At 62.8% G+C, this 24970-nt stretch carries 27 protein-coding genes; 15 read left to right on the forward strand and 12 right to left on the reverse strand.

The window, feature by feature from the left end:
- Positions 1-3: 3 nt before the first annotated feature.
- From nusB to SynTAK9802_RS00070, 5 genes are all read left to right on the forward strand, one after another.
- Positions 4-639, forward strand: a complete 636-nt coding sequence (gene nusB, locus SynTAK9802_RS00050) for a transcription antitermination factor NusB (RefSeq protein WP_186496592.1) — start codon at positions 4-6, stop codon at positions 637-639.
- The gene (ftsY, locus tag SynTAK9802_RS00055; RefSeq protein ID WP_186496594.1) at positions 639-2165 is read left to right on the forward strand and encodes a signal recognition particle-docking protein FtsY; all 1527 of its coding nucleotides are present in this window, start codon (positions 639-641) and stop codon (positions 2163-2165) included. Before nusB ends, ftsY begins: the two co-directional genes overlap by 1 nt.
- A gap of 35 nt (positions 2166-2200) precedes the next feature.
- Positions 2201-3613: a PP2C family protein-serine/threonine phosphatase gene (locus tag SynTAK9802_RS00060; protein ID WP_186496596.1), complete on the forward strand. Its 1413-nt coding sequence runs from the start codon at positions 2201-2203 to the stop codon at positions 3611-3613.
- A gap of 28 nt (positions 3614-3641) precedes the next feature.
- A complete protein-coding gene (gene argH / locus SynTAK9802_RS00065) occupies positions 3642-5060 on the forward strand; it encodes an argininosuccinate lyase (protein ID WP_186496598.1) in 1419 nt (472 codons plus the stop codon).
- Between the two features lie 126 nt (positions 5061-5186).
- On the forward strand, positions 5187-5717 hold the full coding sequence (locus SynTAK9802_RS00070; protein WP_186496600.1) for an RNA-binding protein: 531 nt from the start codon (positions 5187-5189) through the stop codon (positions 5715-5717).
- Between the two features lie 13 nt (positions 5718-5730).
- Here the strand turns inward: SynTAK9802_RS00070 and dusA are convergent, their stop codons facing one another.
- Positions 5731-6726, reverse strand: coding sequence for a tRNA dihydrouridine(20/20a) synthase DusA (gene dusA / locus SynTAK9802_RS00075; protein WP_186496602.1), 996 nt, complete (start codon positions 6724-6726; stop codon positions 5731-5733).
- Between the two features lie 40 nt (positions 6727-6766).
- Here dusA and msrB point away from each other — a divergent pair, with 40 nt between their 5' ends.
- Positions 6767-7270 carry a peptide-methionine (R)-S-oxide reductase MsrB gene (gene msrB / locus SynTAK9802_RS00080; protein ID WP_115131434.1) on the forward strand — a complete coding sequence of 168 codons (504 nt, stop codon included), beginning with the start codon at positions 6767-6769 and terminating at the stop codon, positions 7268-7270.
- Entirely contained in the window at positions 7242-8510 is a 1269-nt protein-coding gene (locus tag SynTAK9802_RS00085; protein WP_186496604.1) for an NAD(P)/FAD-dependent oxidoreductase, read from the forward strand. Before msrB ends, SynTAK9802_RS00085 begins: the two co-directional genes overlap by 29 nt.
- On the opposite strand, the gene SynTAK9802_RS00090 is transcribed toward SynTAK9802_RS00085, so the two are convergent.
- Genes SynTAK9802_RS00090 through SynTAK9802_RS00100 form a run of 3 tightly spaced genes read right to left on the reverse strand, consistent with a single transcriptional unit; the run spans position 8485 to position 12713 of the window.
- Positions 8485-9744, reverse strand: coding sequence for a type II secretion system F family protein (locus tag SynTAK9802_RS00090; protein WP_186496606.1), 1260 nt, complete (start codon positions 9742-9744; stop codon positions 8485-8487). The two genes, SynTAK9802_RS00085 and SynTAK9802_RS00090, sit on opposite strands and share 26 nt — an antisense overlap.
- Before the next feature lie 19 nt (positions 9745-9763).
- Positions 9764-10840 (reverse strand): type IV pilus twitching motility protein PilT, encoded by a 1077-nt coding sequence (locus SynTAK9802_RS00095; RefSeq protein WP_186496608.1) that lies wholly within the window; start codon positions 10838-10840, stop codon positions 9764-9766.
- Between the two features lie 10 nt (positions 10841-10850).
- Positions 10851-12713, reverse strand: coding sequence for a GspE/PulE family protein (locus SynTAK9802_RS00100; RefSeq protein ID WP_186496610.1), 1863 nt, complete (start codon positions 12711-12713; stop codon positions 10851-10853).
- 90 nt (positions 12714-12803) lie between these two features.
- Between SynTAK9802_RS00100 and grpE the strand changes: the two genes are divergently transcribed.
- Genes grpE through rsgA form a run of 4 tightly spaced genes read left to right on the forward strand, consistent with a single transcriptional unit; the run spans position 12804 to position 15748 of the window.
- Complete coding sequence (gene grpE / locus SynTAK9802_RS00105) at positions 12804-13481, forward strand: nucleotide exchange factor GrpE (protein ID WP_186496612.1); 678 nt, start codon at positions 12804-12806, stop codon at positions 13479-13481.
- Positions 13481-14617, forward strand: coding sequence for a molecular chaperone DnaJ (dnaJ, locus tag SynTAK9802_RS00110; RefSeq protein ID WP_186496614.1), 1137 nt, complete (start codon positions 13481-13483; stop codon positions 14615-14617). The genes grpE and dnaJ overlap by 1 nt, the downstream gene beginning before the upstream one ends.
- On the forward strand, positions 14614-14841 hold the full coding sequence (locus tag SynTAK9802_RS00115; protein ID WP_186496616.1) for a sulfurtransferase TusA family protein: 228 nt from the start codon (positions 14614-14616) through the stop codon (positions 14839-14841). Before dnaJ ends, SynTAK9802_RS00115 begins: the two co-directional genes overlap by 4 nt.
- A gap of 25 nt (positions 14842-14866) precedes the next feature.
- Positions 14867-15748: a ribosome small subunit-dependent GTPase A gene (gene rsgA / locus SynTAK9802_RS00120; protein WP_186497896.1), complete on the forward strand. Its 882-nt coding sequence runs from the start codon at positions 14867-14869 to the stop codon at positions 15746-15748.
- On the opposite strand, the gene SynTAK9802_RS00125 is transcribed toward rsgA, so the two are convergent.
- The 4 genes from SynTAK9802_RS00125 to SynTAK9802_RS00140 are packed head-to-tail and all read right to left on the reverse strand — an operon-like array spanning position 15723 to position 18559.
- Positions 15723-16064 (reverse strand): YbaB/EbfC family nucleoid-associated protein, encoded by a 342-nt coding sequence (locus SynTAK9802_RS00125; RefSeq protein ID WP_011363068.1) that lies wholly within the window; start codon positions 16062-16064, stop codon positions 15723-15725. The two genes, rsgA and SynTAK9802_RS00125, sit on opposite strands and share 26 nt — an antisense overlap.
- A 24-nt stretch (positions 16065-16088) precedes the next feature.
- A complete protein-coding gene (gene murB, locus SynTAK9802_RS00130; RefSeq protein WP_186496618.1) occupies positions 16089-16991 on the reverse strand; it encodes a UDP-N-acetylmuramate dehydrogenase in 903 nt (300 codons plus the stop codon).
- The gene (murC, locus tag SynTAK9802_RS00135; protein WP_186496620.1) at positions 16988-18397 is read right to left on the reverse strand and encodes a UDP-N-acetylmuramate--L-alanine ligase; all 1410 of its coding nucleotides are present in this window, start codon (positions 18395-18397) and stop codon (positions 16988-16990) included. Before murC ends, murB begins: the two co-directional genes overlap by 4 nt.
- Before the next feature lie 9 nt (positions 18398-18406).
- Positions 18407-18559, reverse strand: a complete 153-nt coding sequence (locus SynTAK9802_RS00140; RefSeq protein ID WP_170951323.1) for a hypothetical protein — start codon at positions 18557-18559, stop codon at positions 18407-18409.
- Between SynTAK9802_RS00140 and gap the strand changes: the two genes are divergently transcribed.
- Entirely contained in the window at positions 18558-19583 is a 1026-nt protein-coding gene (gene gap / locus SynTAK9802_RS00145; RefSeq protein WP_038556735.1) for a type I glyceraldehyde-3-phosphate dehydrogenase, read from the forward strand. The two genes, SynTAK9802_RS00140 and gap, sit on opposite strands and share 2 nt — an antisense overlap.
- Before the next feature lie 90 nt (positions 19584-19673).
- On the opposite strand, the gene thiL is transcribed toward gap, so the two are convergent.
- Both thiL and SynTAK9802_RS00155 read right to left on the reverse strand, forming a co-directional pair.
- Complete coding sequence (gene thiL, locus SynTAK9802_RS00150) at positions 19674-20660, reverse strand: thiamine-phosphate kinase (protein ID WP_186496622.1); 987 nt, start codon at positions 20658-20660, stop codon at positions 19674-19676.
- Positions 20657-21733: a peptidylprolyl isomerase gene (locus SynTAK9802_RS00155; protein WP_186496624.1), complete on the reverse strand. Its 1077-nt coding sequence runs from the start codon at positions 21731-21733 to the stop codon at positions 20657-20659. Before SynTAK9802_RS00155 ends, thiL begins: the two co-directional genes overlap by 4 nt.
- A 64-nt stretch (positions 21734-21797) precedes the next feature.
- Here SynTAK9802_RS00155 and efp point away from each other — a divergent pair, with 64 nt between their 5' ends.
- Positions 21798-22361, forward strand: a complete 564-nt coding sequence (gene efp / locus SynTAK9802_RS00160) for an elongation factor P (protein ID WP_011363074.1) — start codon at positions 21798-21800, stop codon at positions 22359-22361.
- Positions 22358-22834, forward strand: coding sequence for an acetyl-CoA carboxylase biotin carboxyl carrier protein (accB, locus tag SynTAK9802_RS00165; RefSeq protein WP_114988838.1), 477 nt, complete (start codon positions 22358-22360; stop codon positions 22832-22834). Before efp ends, accB begins: the two co-directional genes overlap by 4 nt.
- Position 22835: 1 nt before the next feature.
- Here the strand turns inward: accB and pdxA are convergent, their stop codons facing one another.
- A complete protein-coding gene (gene pdxA / locus SynTAK9802_RS00170) occupies positions 22836-23852 on the reverse strand; it encodes a 4-hydroxythreonine-4-phosphate dehydrogenase PdxA (protein WP_186496626.1) in 1017 nt (338 codons plus the stop codon).
- Here pdxA and SynTAK9802_RS00175 point away from each other — a divergent pair.
- On the forward strand, positions 23833-24042 hold the full coding sequence (locus SynTAK9802_RS00175; protein WP_255487782.1) for a hypothetical protein: 210 nt from the start codon (positions 23833-23835) through the stop codon (positions 24040-24042). The two genes, pdxA and SynTAK9802_RS00175, sit on opposite strands and share 20 nt — an antisense overlap.
- Here SynTAK9802_RS00175 and SynTAK9802_RS00180 read toward each other — a convergent pair.
- Positions 23996-24949 carry an SDR family oxidoreductase gene (locus SynTAK9802_RS00180; RefSeq protein WP_186496628.1) on the reverse strand — a complete coding sequence of 318 codons (954 nt, stop codon included), beginning with the start codon at positions 24947-24949 and terminating at the stop codon, positions 23996-23998. The genes SynTAK9802_RS00175 and SynTAK9802_RS00180 overlap by 47 nt on opposite strands.
- Positions 24950-24970 lie beyond the last annotated feature (21 nt).

A 24970-nucleotide genomic window follows, 5' to 3' on the forward strand; every position in this document is an offset into this window, starting at 1 on the left:
GTCATGGCCACACGATCTCTTACACGCGAGCTGGCCTTGCTGGTGCTTGGTCAGGTGCCGGAACAGAAGTCAGCCTTAGTCGCTGACCTGGCCCTTGATTCGATCCTGGACCAGGCCCTCGACACCCTCACCCAGCACTGGCGTGAGTCGCTTGATGCCAGTGCTGCCGAGCTCGATCAGGCGCAGCAGTCCCTGCTGGACAGCGAGCTACAGCAGGGAGAACCAGGAACCCATGACACCGTCCGCACCCATCTGCGCGCCTCTTTGAGTTCCGCTGAACAGGTGCTGAATGGTTTGTCAGCCAGCCTTGAGTTGCCTCGGCTGTTGCTGCTTGGCGACCAGGAGCAGATTCGTCGCGGCGCCATGGAGCGGGTTCAGAAGGTGCTCACCCAGCGCGAGGGCATCGACAAACGGTTGGATCAGGTGATGGAGGGCTGGAGACTGACCCGGCTTCCGCGGATCGATCGAGACATCCTCCGGTTGGCTGTCGTTGACCTGGAAAGCCTGCGTACTCCCGCTCCGGTGGCGTTCAACGAGGCGGTTGAGCTGGCCAACCGTTACAGCGATGAGCAGGGTCGCCGGATGATCAATGGTGTGTTGCGTCGCTTCCATGACGCTCAATCGAAAGCATCGGCCTGATGGTGTTCAACTGGTTCGAACGACAGGCTGAGGAGTCACCGACGCCGGAGCCGACGCCCACCCCCGCGCCGACGCCGGAACCGATGGCTGATGGGACTGATGCCCCCGTTTCAGCGGCGCCGGAGCCGACTCCAGCTCCTGCAGCCAGTGAGGAAGAGGATGAGGCTCTGGTTTGGGCCCGTGAGGCCTATGCCCGGCTGAAGGCTCAACAACAGGCCGCGGCCTCTCTCGCCGAAGCGGCCCCCCAGCCCACCCCTGCGCCCAGTCCAGAACCAGCGCCTACACCTTCACCAACACCAACTCCAGGACCGGCACCGTTAGCAACGCCGTCTCCATCACTTCTACCCACGCCGTCTGCAGCACCAGCCCCTGGACTGTCGCTGTTGGAGCAGGCCGCGGCTCAACGCCAGCAGCGTCAGCAGGATCTGGATGAACGGGCTCTCGAGGCTCCCCCTGCACCCACGCCGGCTCCCACCCCTGCGCCAGCTGCCGACTCAGAAGAGCCGCAGTTGGGTGACTTTGATCAGGATTTCACCTGGTCTGCCGAAGTGCTTGCAGCCCAGGGCCGTCGCGTCGATCAGGTTTCTCTCGAGGAAATCGATTGGTTGGGTCGGCTTCGCCGCGGTCTTGAAAAGACCCGTCAGGGCTTTGTCACCAGCCTTTTGGAAAATCTCGGTGACGACCCGCTGACGCCGGAGGTTCTCGATGATCTCGAAACCCTCCTACTGAGGGCGGACGCTGGCGTCCAGGCCACCGATCAGGTGCTGGATGCCTTGCGACAGCGGATGAATGAGGAGGTGGTGGATCCTGCGGAGGGGATTCGCTTCCTCAAGGATCAACTGCGTGGCCTGCTGGATGCCCCGATCCAGGCCAGTGGTGTTCCTCTTCTGGCGCCAGAACGGGATCGCCTCAACATCTGGTTGATGGTGGGGGTGAATGGGGTTGGTAAGACCACCACCCTTGGAAAACTTGCCAACCTTGCTGTTCGCAGCGGCTATTCAGCTCTGATCGCGGCCGCCGACACCTTCCGGGCTGCAGCTGTCCAGCAGGTTGAGGTCTGGGGAGAGCGCAGTGATGTTCCAGTGGTGTCCAACCCCAGCAGCAATGCTGACCCCGCTGCCGTTGTCTTCGACGCGATTGGTGCCGCTCGCTCGCGCAAGTCTGATCTGTTGTTGGTGGACACCGCCGGACGCTTGCAGACCAAGCACAACCTGATGGAGGAACTCCAAAAAGTCAGAAAGATCATCGACCGTTTGGCGCCGGAGGCGAAGGTTGAATCCCTGCTGGTTCTTGATGCCAGTCAGGGTCAGAACGGGCTTCGCCAGGCCATGGCCTTTGCCCAGGCGGCCGGTCTTACCGGCGTTGTGATCACCAAACTCGATGGCACGGCCCGTGGCGGCGTCGCGCTGGCGGTGTCGTCTGAGGCTGGATTGCCGATTCGTTTCATCGGCGCTGGGGAAGGGATTCGCGATTTGCGCCCCTTCAACAGTTTTGAATTCGTTGAGGCTCTGCTGGCTGGACGCTGAAGCGTTGCTACCTTGCGGACCCTGGGGGTGCGAGGTTGAGCAGCAAGCCGCCCGGACGTCATCCCAGCTCTGCGCAGCGGACCGGGAACCCCTCGCCAGAGGCGATGGCCTCGTTGCGTCAGCTGTTTGACAGCCTCAGCAGCGAACAGCGCCGCAATCAGGATCTGTTGGTCTCCCTGGGGTTTGCCCTCCGCAGCTTCACCAACCTCCAGCGCTTTCTTGAGCTTGTGCCTGTGGTGGCATCGCGTCTGGTGGGTGTAGAGGGGTCCTTGCTTGTTCCGTTTCAGTCGGATGGTCGCCTCTGGCGTGATCAGCTGCAGGGGAGTCCAGCAGAGCCGTCCCAGGATCTGCTGCGGCGTTTGGCAGCCTTTGAACCCGGCTCTGCCGTGGGCTTCGGCAGCGACGATCAGCAGCTGTTGGCGCTTGACCGGCTGGTGCAACGCTGCCTTCCCAAAGCGGCTTTGTTTGCCACGTCTCTGACGGCTCGTGGTCGGACGCGGGGCCGCCTTTACGTGTACGCCCGCAACGGCTCGATGGTCTGGACCGAGGTGCACCGTCGGCACGTTCAGTTGGTGGCGGATCTTGCTGGCGTTGCGATCGAAAACGATCAGATGCTGCAGGACGCCCGCCGCCATGAGCGGGTGGATCGACAACTCAGCATCGGTGCAGAGATTCAGGCCCAGTTGTTGCCGGACCGTTGCCCCGTGATCGAGGGCGTTGATCTGGCCGCGCGCTGTCGGCCTGCATTTCAGGTGGGCGGTGACTACTACGACTTCATTCCCACCCGTCCGGAACTCATCGGTCGACGCCGTGAGCGGGGTCGCTGGGCCCTGGTGATGGGTGATGTCATGGGCATGGGCGTGCCCGCTGGTTTGCTGATGACGATGCTGCGCGGAATGCTGCGCGCGGAGGTTCTCAGCGGTCTGCCACCGGATCGGATTCTTCACGACCTCAACCAGCTGGCGCAGGAAGACCTGGCGCAGTCGCACCGGTTTGTGACGCTGTTTTATTCCGACCTGGATCCGCGCACGCTGCGGCTGCGTTATGCCAATGCGGCCCACAACCCGCCGCTGCTTTGGCGTGCCGAGCGACGGGTGATCATGCGGCTCGATGCGGCTGGGCTGCTGATCGGTCTCCAACCCGAAGCTGAGTTCGCCCTTGGCGAGATTCGCCTTGAACCGGGAGACGTGTTGCTCTATTACACCGATGGCGTCACTGAAGCACCGGGGATCACGGGCGATCGTTTCGACGAAGCGCGGCTGATTCGTGCCCTTGAAACGGCCTGTCGCAGTGGTCAGGGAGCGCAGGGAATTCTTGAAAGGCTGTTTGAACGCTTGGACCGTTTTGTTGGTCCGGATCGTCAGCTGGAGGACGACGCGTCGCTTGTGGTGCTGAAAGTTCCGGAGGCGGTCACGCTGCCGAGTGTGCAGGGACGGTCAATCGCCTGACAAGCTGAGGAAATCGACGGATGAATTGATGGCTGGTGGGGTGACCGGTGGTGCAGCAGGCACCTGGAGCGATCGTTTTGAGCAGGGTCTGCATCCCTTCATCGAGGCGTTCAACGCCTCCATCGGTTTTGACCTGACCCTTCTTCAGGAGGATCTTGATGGGTCGATCGCCCATGCCCGGATGCTCGCCAGCGTGGGAGTGATCACGGAAGCGGAGGCTGAGCAGCTGGTGGAGGGTCTGGAGGCCGTTCGTGCTGAGGCGGCATCCGGCAGTTTCCAGCCCGGCCTGGCAGATGAGGACGTTCATTTCGCCGTGGAACGCCGGCTGATTGCCTTGCTCGGTCCCGTGGGCAAGAAGTTGCACACCGGACGCAGCCGCAACGATCAGGTTGGGACTGACCTCCGCCTCTGGCTGCGGCGACGGCTGGATGGCCTGGATCAGGATCTGCAGCGGTTGCAGGGGGCGTTGTTGACCCAGGCGGATCGCCATCGCCGCACCATGATTCCTGGGTACACCCACCTTCAGCGGGCCCAGCCACTCTGCCTCGCCCATCACCTGCTCGCCTATGTCGAGATGCTGGAGCGCGACCGTGAGCGACTTCAGGATGTGCGCAAACGCGTGAACATCTGCCCGCTTGGCGCTGCCGCCCTGGCGGGTACGCCGGTCCCGATTGATCGCCAGCGCACCGCGAAGGAGCTCGGTTTTTCAGCGGTTTATGCCAACAGCCTCGATGCGGTCAGTGACCGCGATTTCTGCGTTGAGTTCTCCGCTGCCGCCTCCTTGGTGATGGTGCACCTCAGCCGTCTGGCGGAAGAGGTGATCGCCTGGGCATCCGAGGAATTCGGCTTCGTGCGGCTCAGCGACCGCTGTGCCACGGGCAGCAGCCTGATGCCCCAGAAGAAGAATCCCGATGTGCCTGAGTTGGTTCGGGGCAAGACCGGACGCGTCTTCGGACATCTCCAGGGATTGCTGACCATGATCAAGGGTCTTCCTCTGGCTTACAACAAGGATTTTCAGGAAGACAAGGAGGCGCTGTTTGATGCCTTCCGCACAACCCGTGATTGTGTTGAGGCGATGGCGATTTTGTTTGAGGAAGGCCTTGATTTCAGGGTCGAGCGCCTCAATGAAGCGGTGGAGCAGGATTTCTCCAACGCAACGGATGTTGCCGACTATCTGGTGTCTCGCGGTGTTCCATTTCGCGAGGCTTATCAATTGGTCGGTGCTGTCGTCCGGCGCTGTCTGGAGCAGGGATGTCTGTTGCGGGACCTTGATCTGAGTGCCTGGAAGGAACTCCACCCGGCCTTTGAGGCAGATCTGCACGACGCCTTGGCTCCCCGTGCTGTTGTGGCCGCCCGTCGCAGTGAAGGGGGGACAGGATTTGAGCGTGTTGATGAACAGCTTCAGCGCTGGTTACAGCGTTTCAACGGAACTCAGCCGGTGGGATGACTCTCACCCATAACCGGGTCTACGCTTGATCAGCCAGAGGTATGTCACTTCGTTCCGGAGTCATGGCCCGATGGCAATGTTCAAGGCCTCATCGGTCCACTGTTTCGTACCCGGTCCACGCAAAACGTGAGCATTTTTGTCGGCAACCTTCCCTTCCGCGCTGAGCAGGAAGATGTGATCGAACTGTTTGCCCAGTTCGGTGAAGTGACCAACTGCGCGCTGCCCCTCGAGCGGGATACAGGCCGCAAGCGTGGTTTTGCCTTCATTGAGATGGCCGATGAGTCCACCGAAGAGGCAGCGATTGAGGGGCTGCAGGGTGCCGAACTGATGGGTCGTCCTCTGCGGATCAACAAAGCGGAGCCCCGCGGCAGCGCCCCCCGTCGTGGCGGCGGCGGTTATGGCGGTGGTGGTGGCTACGGCGGTGGTGGTGGCGGCTATCGCGGCGGTGGCGGCGGCGGTTATGGCGGTGGTGGTGGCTACGGCGGTGGTGGTGGCGATCGTTCCTCCGGTGCACGGGGCTGGGAAGACCGCAGCTATGGCGCCCGCGATAACGCTGGGGAGGGCAATGCTTACGACGAAGGTCGCAGCCGTCGTCGCCGTGGATCGTCCAGTGGCGGTGGCGATGACTATTCCGGTTACGGCGGAGCTGAGGGCTGACCTCAGCCGTTGATCAGAGGCCTGCGTCCTTGAGCTGCTGCCCGGCATTGAGCAGCACATCCAGATCGGCACCGGGGCGCTGGGCTTTCTCCCCCAGCTCCCGGCGCCAGTGCCGCGCTCCTCGGACGCCTTCCACCAGTTGCACCAGGTGACGGCAGAGGTCCCAGATTCGGCCTCCTCGCTCCAGATGGGCGGCCGCATGGGGAAGCAGCCCGTTCACAACGTCTGACGCCAGGATCTGGCGTGATTCCTCCCCGAAAATGAGGGCATCGACGCTGGTCCAGCGCAGGGGATGGCTGTAGGCCGCTCGGCCCACCATGGCCCCATCGCACCCTTCCAGTGCCTGAAGGCAGTCTTCAGGGGATTCCAGCCCCCCGTTGAGTTCAATCACCAGGTCGGGGCGGCGTTGCTTCAGAGCCATCACGCGCTCATGCTGCAGCGGAGGAATCGTCCGGTTCTGCTTGGGATCGAGGCCCTCCAGCCAGGCCTTACGGGCATGAACAGCGAAGCGGCTGGCCCCCGCCAGCGCCACCCGATCCACGAAGTTCGTCAGCAGCGCATCGCTGTCGAGATCGTCAATGCCGATCCGATGCTTCACGGTCACGGGGAGTCCCCCTGCATCCACCATGGCTTCCACGCAGCGGGCGACCAGATCCGGTTCCGCCATCAGGCAGGCTCCGAAATTTCCGGCCTGCACCTTCTGGCTGGGGCAACCCACATTGAGGTTGATCTCGTCGTAGCCCCAGTCCTGCGCCAGTCGTGCCGCTTCGGCCAGCAGGGCTGGGTCGTCCCCCCCCACCTGCAGGGCGATGGGATGCTCCACAGGATCGAAGTCCAGCAGCTTGTTGCGTCGCTTGCTGTGGTGCAGCGCCTGGGCCACCACCATTTCGCTGTAGAGCAGGGCCCTGCGGCTGATCTGCCGCATCAGCACCCGGAAGTGGCGGTCGGTGCAATCCAGCATCGGGGCCACACTGAAGCGGTAGGCAGCGGTGGATCCGGAGGCAGTCATCAATCCATTAGAACCGCCCGAGATTCCCGCTTCAGCACCGATGAGCTTGAGTGTCGCCGTTCTGTCCCGTCGATCGTTGCTGTTGGCGGCAATGGCAGGGGTGTTTGGCAGTCTCTGGAGACCTCAGCCTGTGCTGGCCGCATCCAAAGCTGGCGATCCCTCGTGGGATCTCAAGGCTGACCAGTGGCGTGAGCGGTTGTCTCCCCAGGCCTATGACGTGTTGCGCAATGAGGGAACGGAGCGCCCCTTCACCAGTCCGCTCAATGGGGAGAAGCGTTCCGGCACTTATCACTGCGCTGGTTGTGATGCAGCCTTGTTTTCGTCGGAGGCCAAATTCGACAGCGGCACCGGCTGGCCCAGCTTCTGGCAGCCCCTGGATGGAGCCATCGCCACGAAAGTAGATTTCAAACTGATCCTGCCGCGCACGGAATACCACTGCAGCCGTTGTGGTGGGCACCAGGGCCACGTGTTCAATGACGGACCGCGACCCACCGGCAAGCGCTATTGCAACAACGGTGTCGCCCTCCGCTTCCAGCCCGCTTGATCTGATCGTTGTTGGAGGTGGTCCTGCCGGCTATATGGCGGCGATCACTGCAGCCGAGCAGGGGGTTCGGCGGGTGCTGGTGCTGGAAGCCACCCCTGAGCCCCTCCAGAAGGTGCGCATCAGCGGTGGCGGTCGCTGCAATGTGACCCATGCCTGCTGGGACCCCCGTGAATTGGCGACCCATTACCCCCGTGGCAGTCGACCCCTGCGGGGTCCCTTCAGTCGCTTCGCCTGCGGCGATGCGATCGCATGGTTTGACGAGCGTGGGCTCACGCTGGTGGAGGAACCCGATGGACGGATGTTTCCGCAGCAGAACCGTTCCGAGGCTGTGATTCAGTGCCTGCAGAAGGCGGCAAGGGCGTCGGGTGTTCAGCTGCGCACGAAGGCGATGGTCCAGCAGGTGCGCGTTCACCCCGAGGGGGGTTTTGTGCTCGAGGGCCGCGGCCTCGAGCCTTTGCATGGGGGCTGCTTGATGTTGGCTACGGGTGGGCATCCCAGTGGCCGAAACCTGGCGGCAGCCCTCGGCCACCAGGTGGTGCCGCCGGTGCCATCGCTGTTCAGCCTTGCCCTGCAGGCACCGGCCCTGGCGGCCTGCAGTGGCATCGCCATCGACGATGTGGGCCTTGATCTCAAGCTGGGCGATCAGCGCTTCCGCCAGACCGGGCGGGTGCTGATCACCCATCGCGGTCTGAGTGGACCCGCCACGTTGCGCCTCTCAGCCTTTGCCGCCAGGGCCCTGCATCAGAACCGCTACAAGGGTGAGCTGAAATTGGATTGGAGCGCTGGCTTGGGACGGTCGGGGCTGACCGAGCGGTTTCAGCAATGGCGACAGGAGCAGGCCCGGCGAACCCTTGCAGCCGCGAAGCCCTTCGACCATCTGCCTCGGCGGTTGTGGCAAGCCTTTTTGACCATGGCTGGGGTGGAGCCAGAGCGCCGTTGGGCGGATCTGCCGATCAAGGCAGAGCGTCGATTGGTGGAGCTGCTCTGTGCGCAGAGTGTGCCGATCCAGGGACGTGGACCCTTTGGGGAGGAGTTCGTCACCGCCGGCGGTGTCGCCTTGGGGGAGGTCAACCTGGCAACGATGGAGAGCCGCCGCTGTCCCGGTCTTTACCTGGCGGGTGAACTGCTGGATGTGGATGGGGTGACCGGCGGTTTCAACTTTCAGGCTTGCTGGAGCGGTGGTTGGCTGGCGGGCCAGGCCATCGCTGCAGTGCTCACTGGATCTGATCAAACACGGTGAACATCGGCAGGTACATCGCCAGCAGGATGGATCCCACGATTCCGCCCACCACCACAATCATCGCGGGCTCGAGCATCGAGGTGAGCGCCTTGACCATGGCGCCGACTTCGTCTTCGTAGAAGTCCGCCACCTTGCTGAGCATTTTGTCCATCTCACCGGTTTCCTCGCCAATGGCCAGCATGTTCAGGGCCATGTCGGGCAGCACCTTCTGACGGATCAGCGCATTGCTCAGGAGCACCCCCTCCTGAACCATGCCCCGCGAGGCAAGGATGGCATCGGAAATGATCGCGTTGCCGGCGGTTTCGCTCGAGATCTCCATCGACATCAGGATCGGCACACCGGCTCGCGTGAGCGAACTGAAGATCCGGCAGAACTGAGCTGTCGCTGTCATCAGGATCAGTTCGCCGAACAGTGGCAGCTTCAGCATCAGGCGGTCGATCGTTCGACGACCGTTGTGGGTGGCGTAGAACCGGTTCAACATCCAGATCGCCAGCAGGATCACTCCGACTGCATAAAGCGAGGCCGAGGAACGCAGCAGGGCGCTCAGATCAACGAGCAGCCTGGTGAAGGCCGGCAGCTCGGTGCCCAGATCTTCGAAGATCCCCGCGAACGTCGGGATCAGAAAGATGGTCATCCCCAGAAACACCAGGATGGCGATCACCAGCACGGCGATGGGGTAGCCCAAGGCTCCCTTGATCTGGTTATGAAGTTTGGCGTTGTCTTCCAGCAACTTGGCCAGTCGCTTCAGGGCCTCATCCAGGACGCCGCCAGCTTCCCCGGCTTCCACCATGGCGATGCTGAGCTGATCAAACACTTTCGGCCACTGACGCAGGGCTTTTGCCAGGGCAATGCCCTCATTGACGTCGAGGCTCACCTTGGTGAGCGCACGTTTGAACATCGGCAGCTTCTGCTGCGTCGCCATCAGATCGAGGCTGCGCACGATCGGCACGCCGGCATCGATCAGGGCCGCCAGCTTGCTAGCGAACACCGCCTTCTCCTTGACGCCCGGCGTCTTCTCAAACATGCGGTTGAGGTCGATCGATTTGAGCCCTGCCGTGTCGGCCCCGTCAGCGTTGCCGTCCTGGGTGTTTCCAGCGCTGACGGGCCGCAGCTCTTCGGAGCGAATGCCCCGACGCCGCAGCAGCTTTCTGGCTTCAGCCTGGTTGGCTGCCTTGATCGTCACCGTTCGTGGTTGTCCGGTGGGTCCGGCGTAGGAGGCAATGAAGGCGGCCATCGATGCTTACCCCCTGGCTTCAGATTTCACCGATCAAGCGCTGCAATTCGCTTGGTTTGCTGGCTTTGCCCATCGCTTCAGCGCGGGACACATCCCCGTTGAGCACAAGGTTGGCCAAGGCTTTCTCCAGGGTCTGCATGCCCTGTTCTCCCCCCGTCTGGATTTGGGAATAGAGCTGGGCTGTTTTTCCTTCGCGGATCAGGTTGGCGGTGGCGGGTGTGTTGATCAGGATCTCCTGGGCCATCACCCGACCGAACTGTCCTTCTGCCGGGTTCTGCCGCCGGCAGAGGGTCTGGGAAAACACAGCGACCAAACTGCCCGAGAGCTGCACACGGATCTGCGTCTGTTGTTCCGGTGGGAAGACGTCGACCATGCGGTCCACGGTCTGGGCGGCGGAGCTGGTGTGCAGGGTTCCGAAGACGAGATGTCCGGTTTCGGCGGCACTCACCGCCAATTGAATGGTCTCCAGATCCCGCATCTCCCCGACCAGGATCACGTCAGGGTCCTCCCGCAGGGCGGCGCGCAGGGCGTTGGCGAAGCTGCGGGTGTCTTCGTTCAGTTGGCGTTGGTGCACCAGGCTTTTGTCGCTCTGGTACACGAATTCGATCGGGTCTTCGATCGTGAGGATGTGTTCGCTGCGGGTGTGATTGATGTGATCCAGCAGCGCCGCCAGGGTGGTGGTTTTTCCTGATCCGGTCGGACCGGTCACCAGCACAAGCCCCCGGGGCCGCGCGCTGGTCTCCAGCACCACAGGTGGCAGGTTCAGCAGTTCAACGCTGGGAATCGTGCTGCCAAGGGCCCGCAGGCAGGCGGCATAGCTGCCTTTCTGGCGATAGACGTTGACGCGGAAGCGTGCAATGCCTTTCAGGCCATAGGCGCAGTCCAGTTCCCAGGTCTGCTCCAGGGTCTTGCGCTGGCTGTTGTTCAGCATCGAGAAGATCAACTTGTTGCAGTCCTCCTCGGCCAGGGGTCGGTCCGTCATCGGACGCAGTTCACCGCTGAACCGGCCATAGGGCGGTTGACCGGTGGCGAGGTGCAGATCACTGCCACCGCCCTGCACCAGCTGTTCCATCAGGTCTTCGATCATCAGATCCATGACCGGCTCCTCAGTGGCGTGGTGTCAGGCAATAGGGACACTCGAGCCAGCCTTCCTGTAGACCGGCACCGCATCCTTCACAGGTCATTGTGCTGAGAGCACGGGCTTTGCGCTCGGACTCCAGTCCGGAATCCGTCAGCACCATCCGTCCCACCTCCTCAAGTGTGGTCTCGCCCCGTCGCACCAGTTCGAGGCTGTAGCCGAGCAGGGTCACCATTCCTGATTCCAGGGCCAGCTGGCGGATCACATCGGTGCTGGCGCCCTTGGAGATGGCGGTGGCCATGTCCTCCTGGATCCGCAGCACCTCATAGATGCCGACGCGGCCCTTGTATCCGCTCCCCTGGCAATGGGGGCAAACCTGTTCGTTGGGGCCTTGATGATGCGCCCGGTAAAAGGTGACATCCGCTTCTCGGCTGGCCATCAGCCCGAAGCGGCCCAGTTCCCGTTCCTCCGGCCGGTAGGGCTCGCGGCAGTGGGAGCAGACCCTGCGAAGCAACCTCTGGGAAATGATCCCAAGCAGGGATGCCGACACCATGAAGGGCTCCACGCCCATCCTCTCCAGTCGGGCAATGGTGCTGGCGGCATCGTTGGCGTGCAGGGTGCTGAGCACCAGGTGACCAGTCAGTGCGGCTTCAATCGCTGTTTTGGCGGTTTCGAGATCACGGGTTTCTCCCACCAGCAGAACGTCCGGGTCCTGGCGCATGAAGGCTCGCAGCGCGGTGGAGAAGTCGAAGCCCTTGTCTCGGTTCACCTGGCACTGTGTGATGCCCGGCAGGGTGTATTCGATCGGGTCCTCCACCGTGGAGATGTTGATGCCCGGATCGTTGCGCTCGGCGAGAAGTGAATAGAGGGTGGTCGACTTGCCGGAGCCCGTTGGTCCGGTGACCAGGATCATTCCGAAGGGTTTGGACCCCAGCTCTCGGACAAGTGCCAGGGCGTCTGGATCGCTGATCAGTTTGTCCAGCCCCAGTTGAGTCGTCCCACTGTCCAGCAGGCGCAAACAGACCTTTTCACCGAAGCGACTGGGCAGGGTATTGACACGGAACTCGATCACCCGGTCGCGGTACTTGCGGCGGATCCGGCCGTCCTGGGCTTGGCGTCGTTCGGCGATGTCGAGATCTGCGAGGATTTTGAACCGGGACGTCACCGCAGGAACCAGGCGACTGGGGAGCGGCTCGACGTATTGCTGGAGCACGCCGTCCTGGCGGAACCGCAGACGCAATCCCTTCTGCTGCGGCTCCACGTGGATGTCACTTGCCCCAACTGACATGGCCTGCAGAAGGATTCGGTCCACCAGCGTCACCACCGGCGAGGCTTCTGCATCGTTGAGGCTGGCCTCAAGGTCAAGGGCATCCCGGGCCAGCTGGGCGTCGCTGTCCTCGTCGCTCTCCAACACCCCATCGGGGTTGAAGTCGTGCAGAAAGGACTCAGCCTTCAGATCGAGAGTGCTTGCTGTCTCTGCTGGAGCAGGGTTGCTCAACTCTTCTTTGGCTTGTTCTGCGGCTGCCGGGTTTCGTTCCGTCGTTGGCTGGTCTGTTTCTGTGGCCAAGGCCCGCTGCAGATCCGCTTCGATGGCGGGGTGCAGGCGGATTGTGCGGTGTTGGTCCGGCAGCTGATCGATCAGCTGCTGCCATTCCTGGTCTCGCCACTGGCTGGGGATCGCGATGTCCAGGTGGTCAGCACCGATGGCGATCGGCATGGCCTGCAGGGCCCGCCATTGATCCGGGCCGACGTCCGGGAGGGCGTCGTTGAGCAGGTTGCGGCTTACCAGCAGTTGCTCTGGGCCTGGAACCGGTTGCTGCAAAAGCAATTCAAGGGCGAAACGCTGCCGTGCCGTGTCGCCGGCATCGGGGGTGGGCAGCGTCAAAGTCATGGATGGCGACCGAGGTGCGGGCTTCCGCAGCTTGTGGGAGGTAAGCGTTGCCCTTCAACATGTTTAGACAGAAATCCCTGAGCGGTCAGCATGAGCGGCGACTCCTCCAACCCAGAGCAGGACCAGACCGTTGAGTCCGGTGCTGTTCCAGTCACGCCGGAGCCCGCTCCTGATGCGCCCGAGGCGACGTCTGAACAGGCTCCTGCAGCGGTGGATCCGGCCGATCGGATGCAGCAGCTCGAGCAGGAGTTGAGCGCGTTGAAGAAGGAGCACGAGACGCTCAACAGCCAATACATGCGCATTGCGGCGGATTTCGACAACTTCCGCAAGCGCCAGAGCCGCGACCAGGACGACATGCGTCAGCAGCTGGTCTGCTCGACCCTCACGGAGATTCTCCCCGTCGTCGACAACTTCGAGCGGGCCCGTCAGCAGCTGAATCCTGAAGGTGAGGAAGCCCAGGCGCTTCACCGCAGTTACCAGGGTCTGTACAAGCAACTGGTGGAGGTGCTGAAGCAGCAGGGGGTGGCCCGGATGGAAGTGGTTGGCCAGGAGTTCGATCCCAACCTGCATGAGGCCGTGCTCCGGGAGGAAAGCAACGAGTTTGCTGAGGACGTGGTGTGTGAGGAGCTCCAGCGCGGCTACCACCGCGATGGGCGTGTGCTGCGCCACGCCATGGTGAAGGTGTCGATGGGTCCAGGACCATCCGATCCGGCGTCAGCGCCCGCTGAGACCGCAGCGGCACCGGATCAGACGGCGGAGGAGGCCTGATGGCCGACTTCTACGACCTGCTCGGTGTCAGCCGGGATGTGGATCCCGACAGCCTCAAGCGGGCTTATCGGCGCATGGCGCGTCAGTACCACCCCGACATCAACAAGGATCCGGGAGCTGAAGACCGTTTCAAGGAGATCGGCCGCGCCTACGAGGTGCTCAGTGATCCCCAGACCAGGGCCCGTTATGACCAGTTCGGCGAAGCCGGACTTGGTGGTGCGGCCGGTGCCCCCGACATGGGGGACATGGGCGGATTCGCGGATCTGTTCGAGACGTTTTTCCAGGGCTTTGGTGGACCCGGGGGTGCTGGAGCTGGTCGGCCGCGGCGTCAGGGCCCTCAGCAGGGGGATGACCTTCGTTACGACCTGACCATTGATTTCGAGCAGGCGGTGTTCGGTCAGGAGCAGGAGATCAAGATCCCTCATCTGGAGACCTGCGACACCTGCGGCGGCAGCGGTGCCAAAGCGGGCAGTGGACCCACCACCTGCGGAACCTGTGGCGGCGCCGGGCAGGTGCGCCGTGCCACCCGAACTCCCTTCGGCAGTTTCACTCAGGTCGCTGAGTGCCCCAACTGTGGAGGCACGGGCCAGGTGATTTCGGACCCCTGCGGGTCCTGTGGTGGCCAGGGTGTCAAACAGGTGCGCAAGAAGCTACGGATCAACATCCCTGCCGGGGTCGACACCGGAACACGGCTGCGTGTGACCGGCGAAGGCAACGCCGGACCCCGGGGAGGTCCGTCCGGTGACCTTTACGTGTTCCTCACCGTTCGCAATCACCCGCGCTTGCAGCGGGATGGCCTGAACATCTTCTCGGAGGTCAAGGTCAGCTACCTCCAAGCGATTCTTGGCGACACCATTGAGGTGGAAACCGTGGATGGCAGCAAGGAGCTGGAGATCCCCGCCGGCACCCAGCCCGGCACGGTGCTCACCTTGCCGAACTTGGGCATTCCCAAGCTCGGGAATCCAGTCGCACGGGGCGATCAGCGCGTGACGGTCACCGTGGATCTGCCGAAGCGGATCAGTGATGTGGAGCGGGAGCTCCTCGAGCAGTTGGCGGGTCACCATTCCGCCCGCGGCAAGCAACACCACCACCACAACAGTGGTCTCTTCGCTCGCTTGTTCGGTCAGAAGGGATGAGCAAGCGTTCCCTGGATCTGCGGGGAACGCCCTGTCCGGTGAATTTCATTCGCTGCAAGCTCACCCTCGAGCAGATGAGCAGCGGTGACTGTCTGGAGGTCTGTCTTGATCGGGGTGAGCCTGAGGCCATGGTTCTTCCAGGTCTGAGGGATGCAGGCCATCGTGTGGAGTGCATTGATCAAACGCCGGATGCCATCACCATCGAGGTGATCTGCGGTGGCTGACACCGGCCGTTCGGTGGCATCCGGGATGGTGGTGGCCCTCCAGGCCAACTACCTGGAGGTGGAGCTGGATGTCGCACCTGATGGATGCCCAGGGCGGCTGCTCTGCACCCGTCGCACCCGGCTCAGCCATCGGGGTGAAGCCGTTTATGTGGGCGATCGGGTTCGCGTCGAGGCGATTGATCCAGGCCAGGGGCGTGCCGTGGTGGCCGAGGTCGAGCCACGCCACAGTTTTCTCACACGCCCACCGGTGGCCAACGTCTCCTTGGTGGCTGTGGTTTTGGCAGTGGAACAGCCCAGCTTTGACCCTGATCAGGCCAGTCGCTTCCTGTTGACGGCGGAACGGACCGGCTTGGAGGTGATCCTTCTGCTCACCAAGACAGACCTTCTTTCAGCTGCAGCGCTCGAGCGGCTTGTGACCCGGTTGAAAGGGTGGGGCTATGACCCGCTGGCGCTGTCCAGTGCAGCCGGAACGGGCATTGATGCTTTACGGCAGCGTTTGGCTGGTGCGCAGCTTTCGGTGCTGTGTGGGCCTTCTGGGGTGGGCAAGAGCAGCCTGCTGAACCAGTTGCGCCCTGACCTTCAACTGCGTACGGCTGCGGTGTCCGGTCGACTGCAGCGCGGGCGCCACACCACCCGCCACGTGGAGCTGTTTCCCCTGGGGCCGAGCGCGAGGGTGGCTGATACCCCCGGGTTCAACCGCCCCGATCTGCCGGATGACCCCCAGGAACTGGGGGTTCTCTTTCCGGAGCTGCGTCAGCAACTTGATCCCTGGCCCTGTCGCTTCCGCGACTGCCTGCATCGCGGTGAGCCCGGCTGCGGTGTGTCCACGGACTGGGAACGCTATGCCCTGTACAAGGCCGCGTTGATCGAGCAGAGCAGCCTCAGCCGCCCATCCCGGGGAGGTTGAGGTTCAGGCCACCGGTGAGTTCTTCCATCCGGCCCTTCATCGTGGCGGTGGATTGCTCATAGGCCGCCTGCAGGGCTTCCAGGGTGGCCGTTTCGCTGGCCTGTTGGCCCTCCTGCAGCAGGGCTGGGTCCAGTCGTACCCGCAGCGGTTGCTGGTTGCCCGACAGCCAAACGCTGGCGCGGCCATCGCTGCTCTTGCCTTCGATCTCCATCCCGTCCAGTTCGTCCTGCAGGGCCTGAGCGTTCTGCTGAATCTCCTGAGCCTTCTTGAAGGCCTCGGTGAGCTGGCCGAAATTGGGGAGTCCGAACCCTGCCATGGCGATTCTGTGGGAGCCGGAAGGTTAAGCCGCCGAAGCGAATCCCAGCCGCTTCACTTCGGGGTGCAGACGGATTCCGTGTTCGGCTTCGATGCGATCCTGCACCAGCTGGATCAACTGGGAGATGTCCTTCGCCTCGGCATCACCGGTGTTGACGATGAAATTGGCATGCACGGTTGAGATTTCGGCGCCGCCGATCCGGGTTCCCTTCAGTCCTTGCTCTTCGATCAGCCGTCCGGCCTTGAGCGGTTCGGGATTGCGGAAAACACTGCCGCAGCTGGGTTGTTGGTAGGGCTGCGTGGTGGTGCGGTGACTGAGGTTCGCCGTGGTGACCCGCTTCAGTTCATCCGGATCGTGACCGGGCTGCAAGCGGAATCGTGCCGACAACACCACGAGGTTGTCGTCTTGAAGACGGCTGTGCCGGTAGGCGAAGTCCAGTTGATCCCGCTGCAGCTCAAAGCAGTTGCCCCCCTCCAGGGGCATGACCCGCACCGACTCCAACCATTCCGCTGTGCTGCCTCCCTGGGCTCCTGCATTCATCACAGCCGCACCGCCAGCGGTTCCCGGGATGCCAACCGCCCACTCCAGACCATGCAATCCAGCGCGGGCAGCGCGTCTTGCCAGCGATGGGATCGGTTCGCCGGCGAGCACCTCCACGGTCCCCGTGGTGGCATCAAGCTGCAGCCCCTGAAGTTTGCGCAGACAGAGCGAGAGCCCCGGCAGGCCGTCATCGTGAATCAGCAGGTTCGACCCAGCGCCGATGACGCGGCAGGGCATGCCCTGGTGAGCGGCCCATTCGATCCAGGCCTGGGTTTCTTCAAGGCTGGCGGGTTCGGCCAGCCATTCGGCCGCTCCTCCCACCCGCCAGGTGGTGTAGTCCGCCAGCTTGACTCCGGCCTGCGGCAGGCGGGCATCGCATTGGGTCATGACGTCAGCCTTGACCACAGTCCATTCACGTCGCCAGCACCCATGGCCAGAACAAGATCGTTCTCGCGGCTGTGCTGGATCACCAGCTCGGTGAGTTGATCGAGGTTGTCTGCGACGGCGATTTCAAGATCCGGTTTCAGCTTGCGCACCCGATCCGCCAGGGCGTTGCTGCTGATGCCCTGCAGCGGTTGCTCGCCTGCGGGATAGACGGGAGCCAGCAGCAGCAGATCACAGTTCTGTAGGGCTTTGGCGAAGCCATCGAGGAACTGCCTGGTGCGGCTGTAGCGGTGCGGCTGGAACACCGCCAGGAGCCGTTGTGGTGCTGTGGGGAGCGGACTGCGGCCGCTGCGCACCATCAGGCGTGCCATCTCAAGGGTTGCCTGCACCTCACTGGGATGGTGGGCGTAGTCATCAACGATGTGACGGCCCTTCCAGGTGCCTCGAAGATCAAATCGGCGGCCCGGTGCTTTCAGGCCAGCCAGGCCTTCCACCAATTGGTCAAAGGGGAGACCTTCCATGCGGCAGGCGGCCAAGGCGCCTGTGGCATTGCTCAGGTTGTGCAGCCCGGCCATCGGCAGGGTGAAGTCGCCGACGGGGTGGCCGGCTTCATAGAAACGGGCGACGCAGCGATCGCCTTCCAGGCTCAAGGGCAGGGCGGCGAAGTCAACGGATTCGGCGCTCTGGTTGGACCACCAGGCCGTTTGCTGGAAGTGTTCCTGCAGGATCGGGCAGTCGTGATTGGCCAGCACGCGATCGCAACCCCCTGCGAAGCGTTGCAGGGTGGAGATCAGCTCGTCGAGGCTGGAGTAGTGATCGGTGTGATCCAGTTCCAGGTTGGTGATCACCCCCAGGCTGGGGCTGAACTTCACCAGGGACCCGTCGGATTCATCCGCCTCGGCCACGAGCAGCTTTCCCTGGCCGGCGTGACCATTGCTGCCGAGGCTGGGGACGATGCCTCCAATCACAGCTGTTGGGTCCTGATCGGCCTCCAGCAGCAAGGTGGTGATCAATGTGCTGGTGGTGGTTTTGCCGTGGCTGCCGGCCACTGCGATGGAGGGTTGCTGCTCGATCAACGCCGCCAGGAGATCGGAGCGATGCCAGATCTCCAGCCCCTGCTGTCGGGCCCGCTGCAGTTCCGGATTGCTCTCAGGGATGGCTGTGCTGATCACCACCACCGGTGAGCCAGCGGCTGTTGCTTCCGTGACGGCATCAATGCAGGTGGCGTCCTGCTGACGGAAGACCTTCACTCCGAGGGTCTTCAGTTGTTGTGTTGTTGCATTGTCACGCGGATCCGATCCGCTGACCAAGTGACCGCGGTCAACGAGAATCCGGGCCAAGGCCGACATGCCAATTCCGCCGACACCGATGAAGTGGACTGGTGTCTGACGGTCGAGCAGGCGCGGCAACGGAGGGCTTCAGTCGGAAGAAAGATAAGTCAGCTGCCGCTGCTTGTCTGCCGTGCTGAGGGCCGGATCGAGCTGATTGAAGCGGGGGGGAACAAGGTATTTCTGCTGATTTCTGTATGATCGGCGGCCAAAACCCTTGCGCGGCTTTGCCGCTTCTGCCATGACCCTGCGCGTTGCGATCAATGGATTCGGCCGGATCGGTCGCAATGTTCTGCGGGGATGGATCAGCCGGGGTGCTGACACCGGCCTGGAAATCGTGGGGATGAACTCCACGTCCGACCCCGCCACCAGCGCTCACCTGCTGACCTACGACTCCATCCTTGGGCGTCTCGATCCCTCCGTGGACATCAAGACCACAGACAGCTCGATGTTCGTCAACGGTAAGGAGATCAAGTTCTTCGCTGACCGCAATCCCCTCAACTGCCCCTGGAAGGAGTGGGGCGTTGACCTGGTGATCGAGTCCACCGGTGTGTTCAACACCGATGAGAAGGCCAGCATGCACATTCAGGCTGGCGCCAAGAAGGTGATCCTCACCGCCCCTGGTAAGGGTGATCGCGTCGGCACCTTCGTTGTGGGCGTCAACGACGACCAGTACCGCCACGAAGACTGGGATATCCTCAGCAACGCCAGCTGCACCACCAACTGCCTGGCACCGATCGTCAAGGTTCTGGATCAGAACTTTGGCCTCGACTGGGGTCTGATGACCACCATTCACAGCTACACCGGCGATCAGCGGATCCTGGACAACAGCCACCGCGACCTGCGCCGCGCCCGCGCTGCAGCTCTGAACATGGTTCCCACCACCACCGGTGCAGCCAAGGCCGTGGCTCTGGTTTACCCCGAGGTGAAGGGCAAGCTCACCGGCTTCGCCATGCGCGTTCCCACCCCGAACGTCTCCGCTGTTGACCTCACCTTCGGCCCCTCCCGCGCCGCCAGCGTCGACGACATCAAGGCCGCCATCAAGTCGGCTTCCGAGAACGGCATGAAGGGGATCATCAAGTACAGCGATCTGCCCCTGGTGTCCACCGACTACGCCGGCACCAACGAGTCCACCATCTTTGATGCCGACCTCACCTACGCCATGGGTGACAAGGCTGTGAAGATCCTGGCCTGGTACGACAACGAGTGGGGCTACAGCCAGCGTGTTGTTGACCTCGCCGAAGTGGTGGCCAAGAACTGGAAGTGATCGCCCGTTGATCGCTTTTTTGATCCCTCCCGACCTGGGGGGGATTTTTTTTGGTCAGGCACGGTCGCTTAGGGGGTCGCTCAGGGCTGCTCAGGGCTGACCGAAGTGATCAAATCCGTTTGTGTCCACTGGCTCGTGGTTGTGGGCCCAGCGGATGACGCCCGCTTCAGCATTGATCTGGCCGATGCGCTGGCTTTCGGGGATGCATCGCTGCCATGCATCGGCCCAGGCTTCGGGAAGGCTCAGCACCAACTCAAAGTCCTCACCTCCGGCGAGGCACCAATCCGTCCATTGAGCTCCCTCAGGCCAGCCTTCGGCCGTTGGAAGCTGGTCGTTGTGCAGCACTGCTCCGCAGCCGCTGCTGCTGCAGAGACCTGCGACGGCAGAGAGCAGTCCGTCGCTGCTGTCGGTTCCCCCAGCCCGCCAGGGCAGATGCTCCGGTTTGCAGGCCAGCAGCTGCTGGACGTCCTTCAGCCGAGGTGTCGGGCGTTGGTGGCGTGTGATCGCCTGGTCCCGCAGGGTTGAGCACAAAGCGATGTCACGCACGTTTGGATCGTTCTGGAGGAGGGCGAGGCCCAGTCGGCTGAGCCCATGGGGCCCACTGGTGACCAGCACATCGCCAGGGCGGGCTGCGTTGCGATGCAGACGCAGGGGTCCGAGACGGCCGAGTGCCGTGATCGAGAGCAGCCTCTGCTCTCCTTTGGAGCAGTCACCCCCCAGCAGAACGCCGCCGTATTGCCCCAAGGCGGCACTGATGCCTTGATACATCCCGTCCACCCAGTCCCAACGGGTGTGGCCTGGGGCGACCAGGGCCACGGTGATTCCATCGATGTCGACGGCACCACTGGCGGCCAAGTCGGACAGGTTGGCGGCAACGGCGCGCCAGCCCACATCCATGGCGGTTGTGGTGGCATCGCTGAAATGGATGCCATCCACCAGAACGTCGGTGTTGATCAGCAGCGGTCGGGCGTCTGCGGCCAGGGCTGCGGTGTCGTCACTGAGCTGATCGGGCGGAGCGAAGCGAGCCAGCCGCCTGAGCAGCTCCGCTTCAGTCAGCTCCGCCAGGGTCGGGCTCATGCGTGGGCTTTGAGTTGCTCCGCTCCCTCCACCACCTTCACGGCGGTGATCCGGTCATCGACGCCCAATTCCTCCACAACATCGAATCCATCCACCACGTAGCCGAAAGCTGCATTGCGGCCATCCACGAGGTTCAGACCAGCCGGGGTGAGCTCTGCCTCGTAGAGAAACATGAAGAACTGCGAGGATCCGTCGTCGAGGGCCTGGTCTGAATGGGCCCAGCCAAGGGTGCCCAGGGTTGCGAACGGAAGGGTTGGTGTGGCCATGAACAGGCCCACGTCTTCAAAGGTTTCGTTGTAGATCGTGTCGTCTTCGCCCGGCACGCGGATCTCCAGGGGCACATGGCGCTCCTGCTTGGTCTTGGGATCCACGTAGCCGATCTCCGGACCTTCCGGATCACCGCTCTGAAGCACGTAGAAGTCTTCGGCCCGGATGAAGGGCAGTCCGTCATAGAAGCCCTTGAGGGCGAGATCCACGAAGGCGCCTGCGGTGAGTGGGGCGTTGTAGCCATCCACCACGGTGGTCAGCTCCCCCTGGGTGGTGCTGATGTTGAGGGTGGCTCGTCCCTGCAGCCGTGGCAGTGCATCGAAGTCTGCGGGGATCTCCCGTTCAAAGCCTTCGGGCACCAGCAGGGCCTCCACATCACCGATGAAGCTCAGCGTCCGGCGTCGATCGGCGATGAAGCCTGGTTTGTCGGTGACTTTGACCTTCTCTTTGAGGTCTTCAAGGCCCTGATCCACGCGCTCAAACAGTGCTTCAGCTGTACCGCGTTTGGCTTCAGGGACCGCGTTCAGGATGGTGCCGCGGCGGGTGTTGAGCAGCGATTCAGTGCGTGACACCGTCTTGCCGAGGGCTGTCCAGCGTTTGGCCCGCAGATCGTCACTGGTGAGTTCCAGCCGATGCTGCAGTTCGCGGATGTCGTCCTGATCGAAGGGAAGCGCGTCCCGAAGAATCGCGGCAGGGTCCTTCACAGCATTGCCCTGGGGCAATGCGGCCCAGGCAGGGGCGGCAATTGTGATCAGAGCAAAGCTGATCAGAAGAGCAAGGACGGCGTTCAAACGCTGATGGACCAAGGGGGAACCCAGTGCTGACGGGACTTTGGCACAGCCGTATAGTCCGATGAACCGTTCGGTGGGAATGATCTCCAGTAACGACTTCCGCACTGGCACCACGATTGAGATCGATGGGGCCGTCTGGCGTGTTGTCGAGTTCTTGCACGTCAAGCCCGGCAAGGGATCTGCCTTCGTGCGCACCAAGCTCAAGGCGGTGAAGTCCGGCAACGTGGTGGAGAAGACCTTCCGCGCCGGGGAAATGCTTCCTCAGGCGATGTTAGAGAAATCCTCGCTTCAGCACACCTACATGGAAGGTGAGGACTATGTCTTTATGGACATGGCCACCTACGAGGAGACCCGCCTCAGCGCCGACCAGATCGGCGAGAGCCGCAAATACCTCAAAGAGGGTATGGAGGTGAACGTGGTGTCCTGGAACGACACCCCCCTCGAGGTTGAACTGCCCAACTCCGTGGTTCTGGAGATCAAAGAAACCGACCCTGGCGTCAAAGGCGACACCGCTACCGGTGGCACCAAGCCCGCCATTCTTGAGACCGGTGCACAAGTGATGGTTCCGCTCTTCCTTTCTGTGGGAGAAAAGATCAAAGTGGACACCCGCAACGACAGTTACCTCGGGCGCGAAAACGGATGACCATGCAGCTGGATCACGAACAACTGCACCGCTTGCTGGAGGCGCTCGGGGAGAGCGACATCCAGGAGTTCCGATTGGAAGGGGACGACTTCCGTCTGGAAATCCGTCGCAACCTGCCGGCCCAGGCCGTTATGGCCCCGGTCATGCCTGCTCCCGTTGCTGCTGCACCAGCGCCCGTTGCGCCCGCTGAGCCTGCAGCTGCACCTCCTGCATCCACTGCAACCCGCAGTGACCTGCTTGAAGTCACGGCTCCCATGGTGGGCACCTTCTACCGCGCTCCCGCGCCGGGCGAACCTGCTTTTGTTGAGGTGGGCAGTCGTATCAATGTCGGCCAGACCGTCTGCATTCTTGAGGCGATGAAGCTGATGAATGAGCTGGAATCTGAGGTCGGCGGTGAAGTGGTGGAGATCCTGGTGGACAACGGCACGCCCGTTGAATTCGGTCAGGTCCTGATGCGGGTCAAGCCGGCCTGAGTCAGCTCAGGTCCCAGGCGGCCTGAATGGCGGCCGTCGTGCTCTCAGGGCTGGCGATCCCTTGGCCTGCGATGTCGAAGGCGGTGCCGTGGTCGGGGGAGGTCCGGAGGAACGGCAGTTCCAAGGTGGTGTTCACCGCTGCGTCGAAGGCCAGCAGCTTCACGGGAATGAGCCCCTGGTCGTGATACAAGGCCAGGATCCCGTCAGGACCAGGCTGGTTTGGTAACTGCCAAGCGCGAGCAGCGCTGATCCAGCAGGTGTCCGGAGGAACGGGACCCACCAGCTGCACCTGAGGATGGTCCTTCCGCCATTGATCCAGCAGCGGCAGCAGCCATTCGGCTTCTTCGTGGCCCAGCTGACCGGCTTCACCGGCATGGGGATTCAGGCCGGCAATGCGCAGATGGGGTGTGCTCGTGAAGCGACGACAGAATCCCTCCAGCACGTTCAGTTTGTGCTGCACCAGGTCTGGGCTCAGCGCCTCAGGGACCTGGCTGAGGGGCATGTGCGTAGTGGCCAGCAAGGTGTTCAGGCGCCAGCCGCTGGTGGGAGAGACGGCGGTGAACAGCATTGAGGAGCGCTGGCGTCCAGCCAACTCAGCCAGCCGTTCGGTCTGCCCGGGATAGCGGTGGCCGGCCGCATGCCAGAGGTGTTTGGCGATGGGCGCGGTGACCAGGGCGCGGGACCCCCGTTCCTGCAGCAGTTCGACGGCGCGGGTCAGCCAGCGAAACCCTGCATCGGCTCCGCTGGTGGTGGGCTGTCCTGGCTGAACGCTGGCCTCCAGCGGTTGGTCGTCGATCCTGAGGGCTGCGGGGTTGGCAAGGGGGTGGCTCGTTTGCCGCTGCAGTCGCGCGTGGGTGCTGATCAGCGTGCGTCGGCAACCCACCAGTAGGGGTTGGAGCTCTGGGGGGAGCGTGAGTGAGGCGAGGGCTTTGAGCACCACTTCCATGCCGATGCCCGCGGGATCGCCGAGAGCGATCACCAGCTCATGCCTAGGGTTCGTGGAATCGTGGGGGCCCATCGCTGTGCTGCGTTTGCTGCTGCTGGGGTGTTTGTTGGTGGGATTGGCCGCTGGCCTGAGCAATGGCTGGATCGAACTGCATCTCTCCCGTTTCCTTGAGGATGTGGGGCTTTCCCTGCCTGAGGAAGGCGAGGGTTTCGATTTCAACCGTTGGCGGATTGAGGGGGAGAACGCAGGTCAGACGGATTGAGTTTGTCCTGGTTCAGGCAATCCTGCAGCCCAACGCGGTAGTTCGGATGCAGCAATGCGTAACCGAGCTCATGGCAGAGCTTGTGGTTGCTGACGCGGCGGTTCTCGCTCCAGAACGACTGCGCCATCGGACTCATGCTGTCCACGATCTGGTCGAACGGCTCCAGCGGCGGCAGGGCACAAGCCAAGAGGTCTGCCGCATACCGCATCAGTTCGGCGGTGGGAGCCGGGAGGTCATCCACCACATTCACGATGCTTCCATTGCCCGGGCTTGCCGGAGCGTCCTGTCCGGCGCGATGCATCAGGTGCCAGCAGGCCCCTGCGATGTCTTCCACATGGATGCGGCAGAACACCTGGCCAGGCTTGTCGATCAAGCGTGCCCGCCCTTGGTGCAAGCCATTGAGCACTGACCGGCCCGGTCCATAAATGCCTGGCAGACGAAGAATCTGGATCGGCAGACCTGAGCGCAACCAAGCTTGTTCGCAGTTGAGGCGCCGCATGCTGCGGTCCAGCGCTGGTGCCGGGTCGTCCTGTTCCGACACCCAACCGCCCTGACGATCGCCGTAAACCCCTGTGGTGGAGAGATAGCCCGCCCAGCGCAGCGGCAGGCTTCTGAGCGTTGGCAGCAGCTTCAACAAGACCGGATCGTTGCCTTCGCGATCCGGGGGGATGGTGGACAGCAGATGGGTCACGCCCTCCAGGGCAGCAGGATCGAGCTGGTCCTGACCGTTGCTGTCGAAGAGCAGATCCGCCTCGGTAGAGTCGAGGGAACGGCGGGTGCAGAGCACCGGTGTTCCCAGGGCTCGAGCCAGCCCGGCCAGACAACGTCCGCTGTATCCGCCGCCCAGCACCAGCAGCTTGGTGTCAGCCGCCAGCGGCTGCGACCGCTTGACAAGATCAGCAAGCATCAGTACACCTGTATTAGGTCA

The organism is Synechococcus sp. TAK9802 (genome assembly GCF_014279535.1).
Taxonomy (GTDB): Bacteria; Cyanobacteriota; Cyanobacteriia; order PCC-6307; family Cyanobiaceae; genus Parasynechococcus.

Coding starts and splice junctions, on each gene's coding strand:
- nusB (WP_186496592.1), top strand. CDS start 4: ATGGCCACACGATCTCTTACACGCGAGCTGGCCTTGCTGGTGCTTGGT.
- ftsY (WP_186496594.1), top strand. CDS start 639: ATGGTGTTCAACTGGTTCGAACGACAGGCTGAGGAGTCACCGACGCCG.
- argH (WP_186496598.1), top strand. CDS start 3,642: ATGGCTGGTGGGGTGACCGGTGGTGCAGCAGGCACCTGGAGCGATCGT.
- dusA (WP_186496602.1), bottom strand. CDS start 6,726: ATGACTGCCTCCGGATCCACCGCTGCCTACCGCTTCAGTGTGGCCCCG.
- msrB (WP_115131434.1), top strand. CDS start 6,767: ATGAGCTTGAGTGTCGCCGTTCTGTCCCGTCGATCGTTGCTGTTGGCG.
- SynTAK9802_RS00090 (WP_186496606.1), bottom strand. CDS start 9,744: ATGGCCGCCTTCATTGCCTCCTACGCCGGACCCACCGGACAACCACGA.
- SynTAK9802_RS00095 (WP_186496608.1), bottom strand. CDS start 10,840: ATGGATCTGATGATCGAAGACCTGATGGAACAGCTGGTGCAGGGCGGT.
- SynTAK9802_RS00100 (WP_186496610.1), bottom strand. CDS start 12,713: ATGACTTTGACGCTGCCCACCCCCGATGCCGGCGACACGGCACGGCAG.
- grpE (WP_186496612.1), top strand. CDS start 12,804: ATGAGCGGCGACTCCTCCAACCCAGAGCAGGACCAGACCGTTGAGTCC.
- dnaJ (WP_186496614.1), top strand. CDS start 13,481: ATGGCCGACTTCTACGACCTGCTCGGTGTCAGCCGGGATGTGGATCCC.
- SynTAK9802_RS00115 (WP_186496616.1), top strand. CDS start 14,614: ATGAGCAAGCGTTCCCTGGATCTGCGGGGAACGCCCTGTCCGGTGAAT.
- rsgA (WP_186497896.1), top strand. CDS start 14,867: ATGGTGGTGGCCCTCCAGGCCAACTACCTGGAGGTGGAGCTGGATGTC.
- SynTAK9802_RS00125 (WP_011363068.1), bottom strand. CDS start 16,064: ATGGCAGGGTTCGGACTCCCCAATTTCGGCCAGCTCACCGAGGCCTTC.
- murB (WP_186496618.1), bottom strand. CDS start 16,991: ATGACCCAATGCGATGCCCGCCTGCCGCAGGCCGGAGTCAAGCTGGCG.
- gap (WP_038556735.1), top strand. CDS start 18,558: ATGACCCTGCGCGTTGCGATCAATGGATTCGGCCGGATCGGTCGCAAT.
- SynTAK9802_RS00140 (WP_170951323.1), bottom strand. CDS start 18,559: ATGGCAGAAGCGGCAAAGCCGCGCAAGGGTTTTGGCCGCCGATCATAC.
- thiL (WP_186496622.1), bottom strand. CDS start 20,660: ATGAGCCCGACCCTGGCGGAGCTGACTGAAGCGGAGCTGCTCAGGCGG.
- efp (WP_011363074.1), top strand. CDS start 21,798: ATGATCTCCAGTAACGACTTCCGCACTGGCACCACGATTGAGATCGAT.
- accB (WP_114988838.1), top strand. CDS start 22,358: ATGACCATGCAGCTGGATCACGAACAACTGCACCGCTTGCTGGAGGCG.
- pdxA (WP_186496626.1), bottom strand. CDS start 23,852: ATGGGCCCCCACGATTCCACGAACCCTAGGCATGAGCTGGTGATCGCT.
- SynTAK9802_RS00180 (WP_186496628.1), bottom strand. CDS start 24,949: ATGCTTGCTGATCTTGTCAAGCGGTCGCAGCCGCTGGCGGCTGACACC.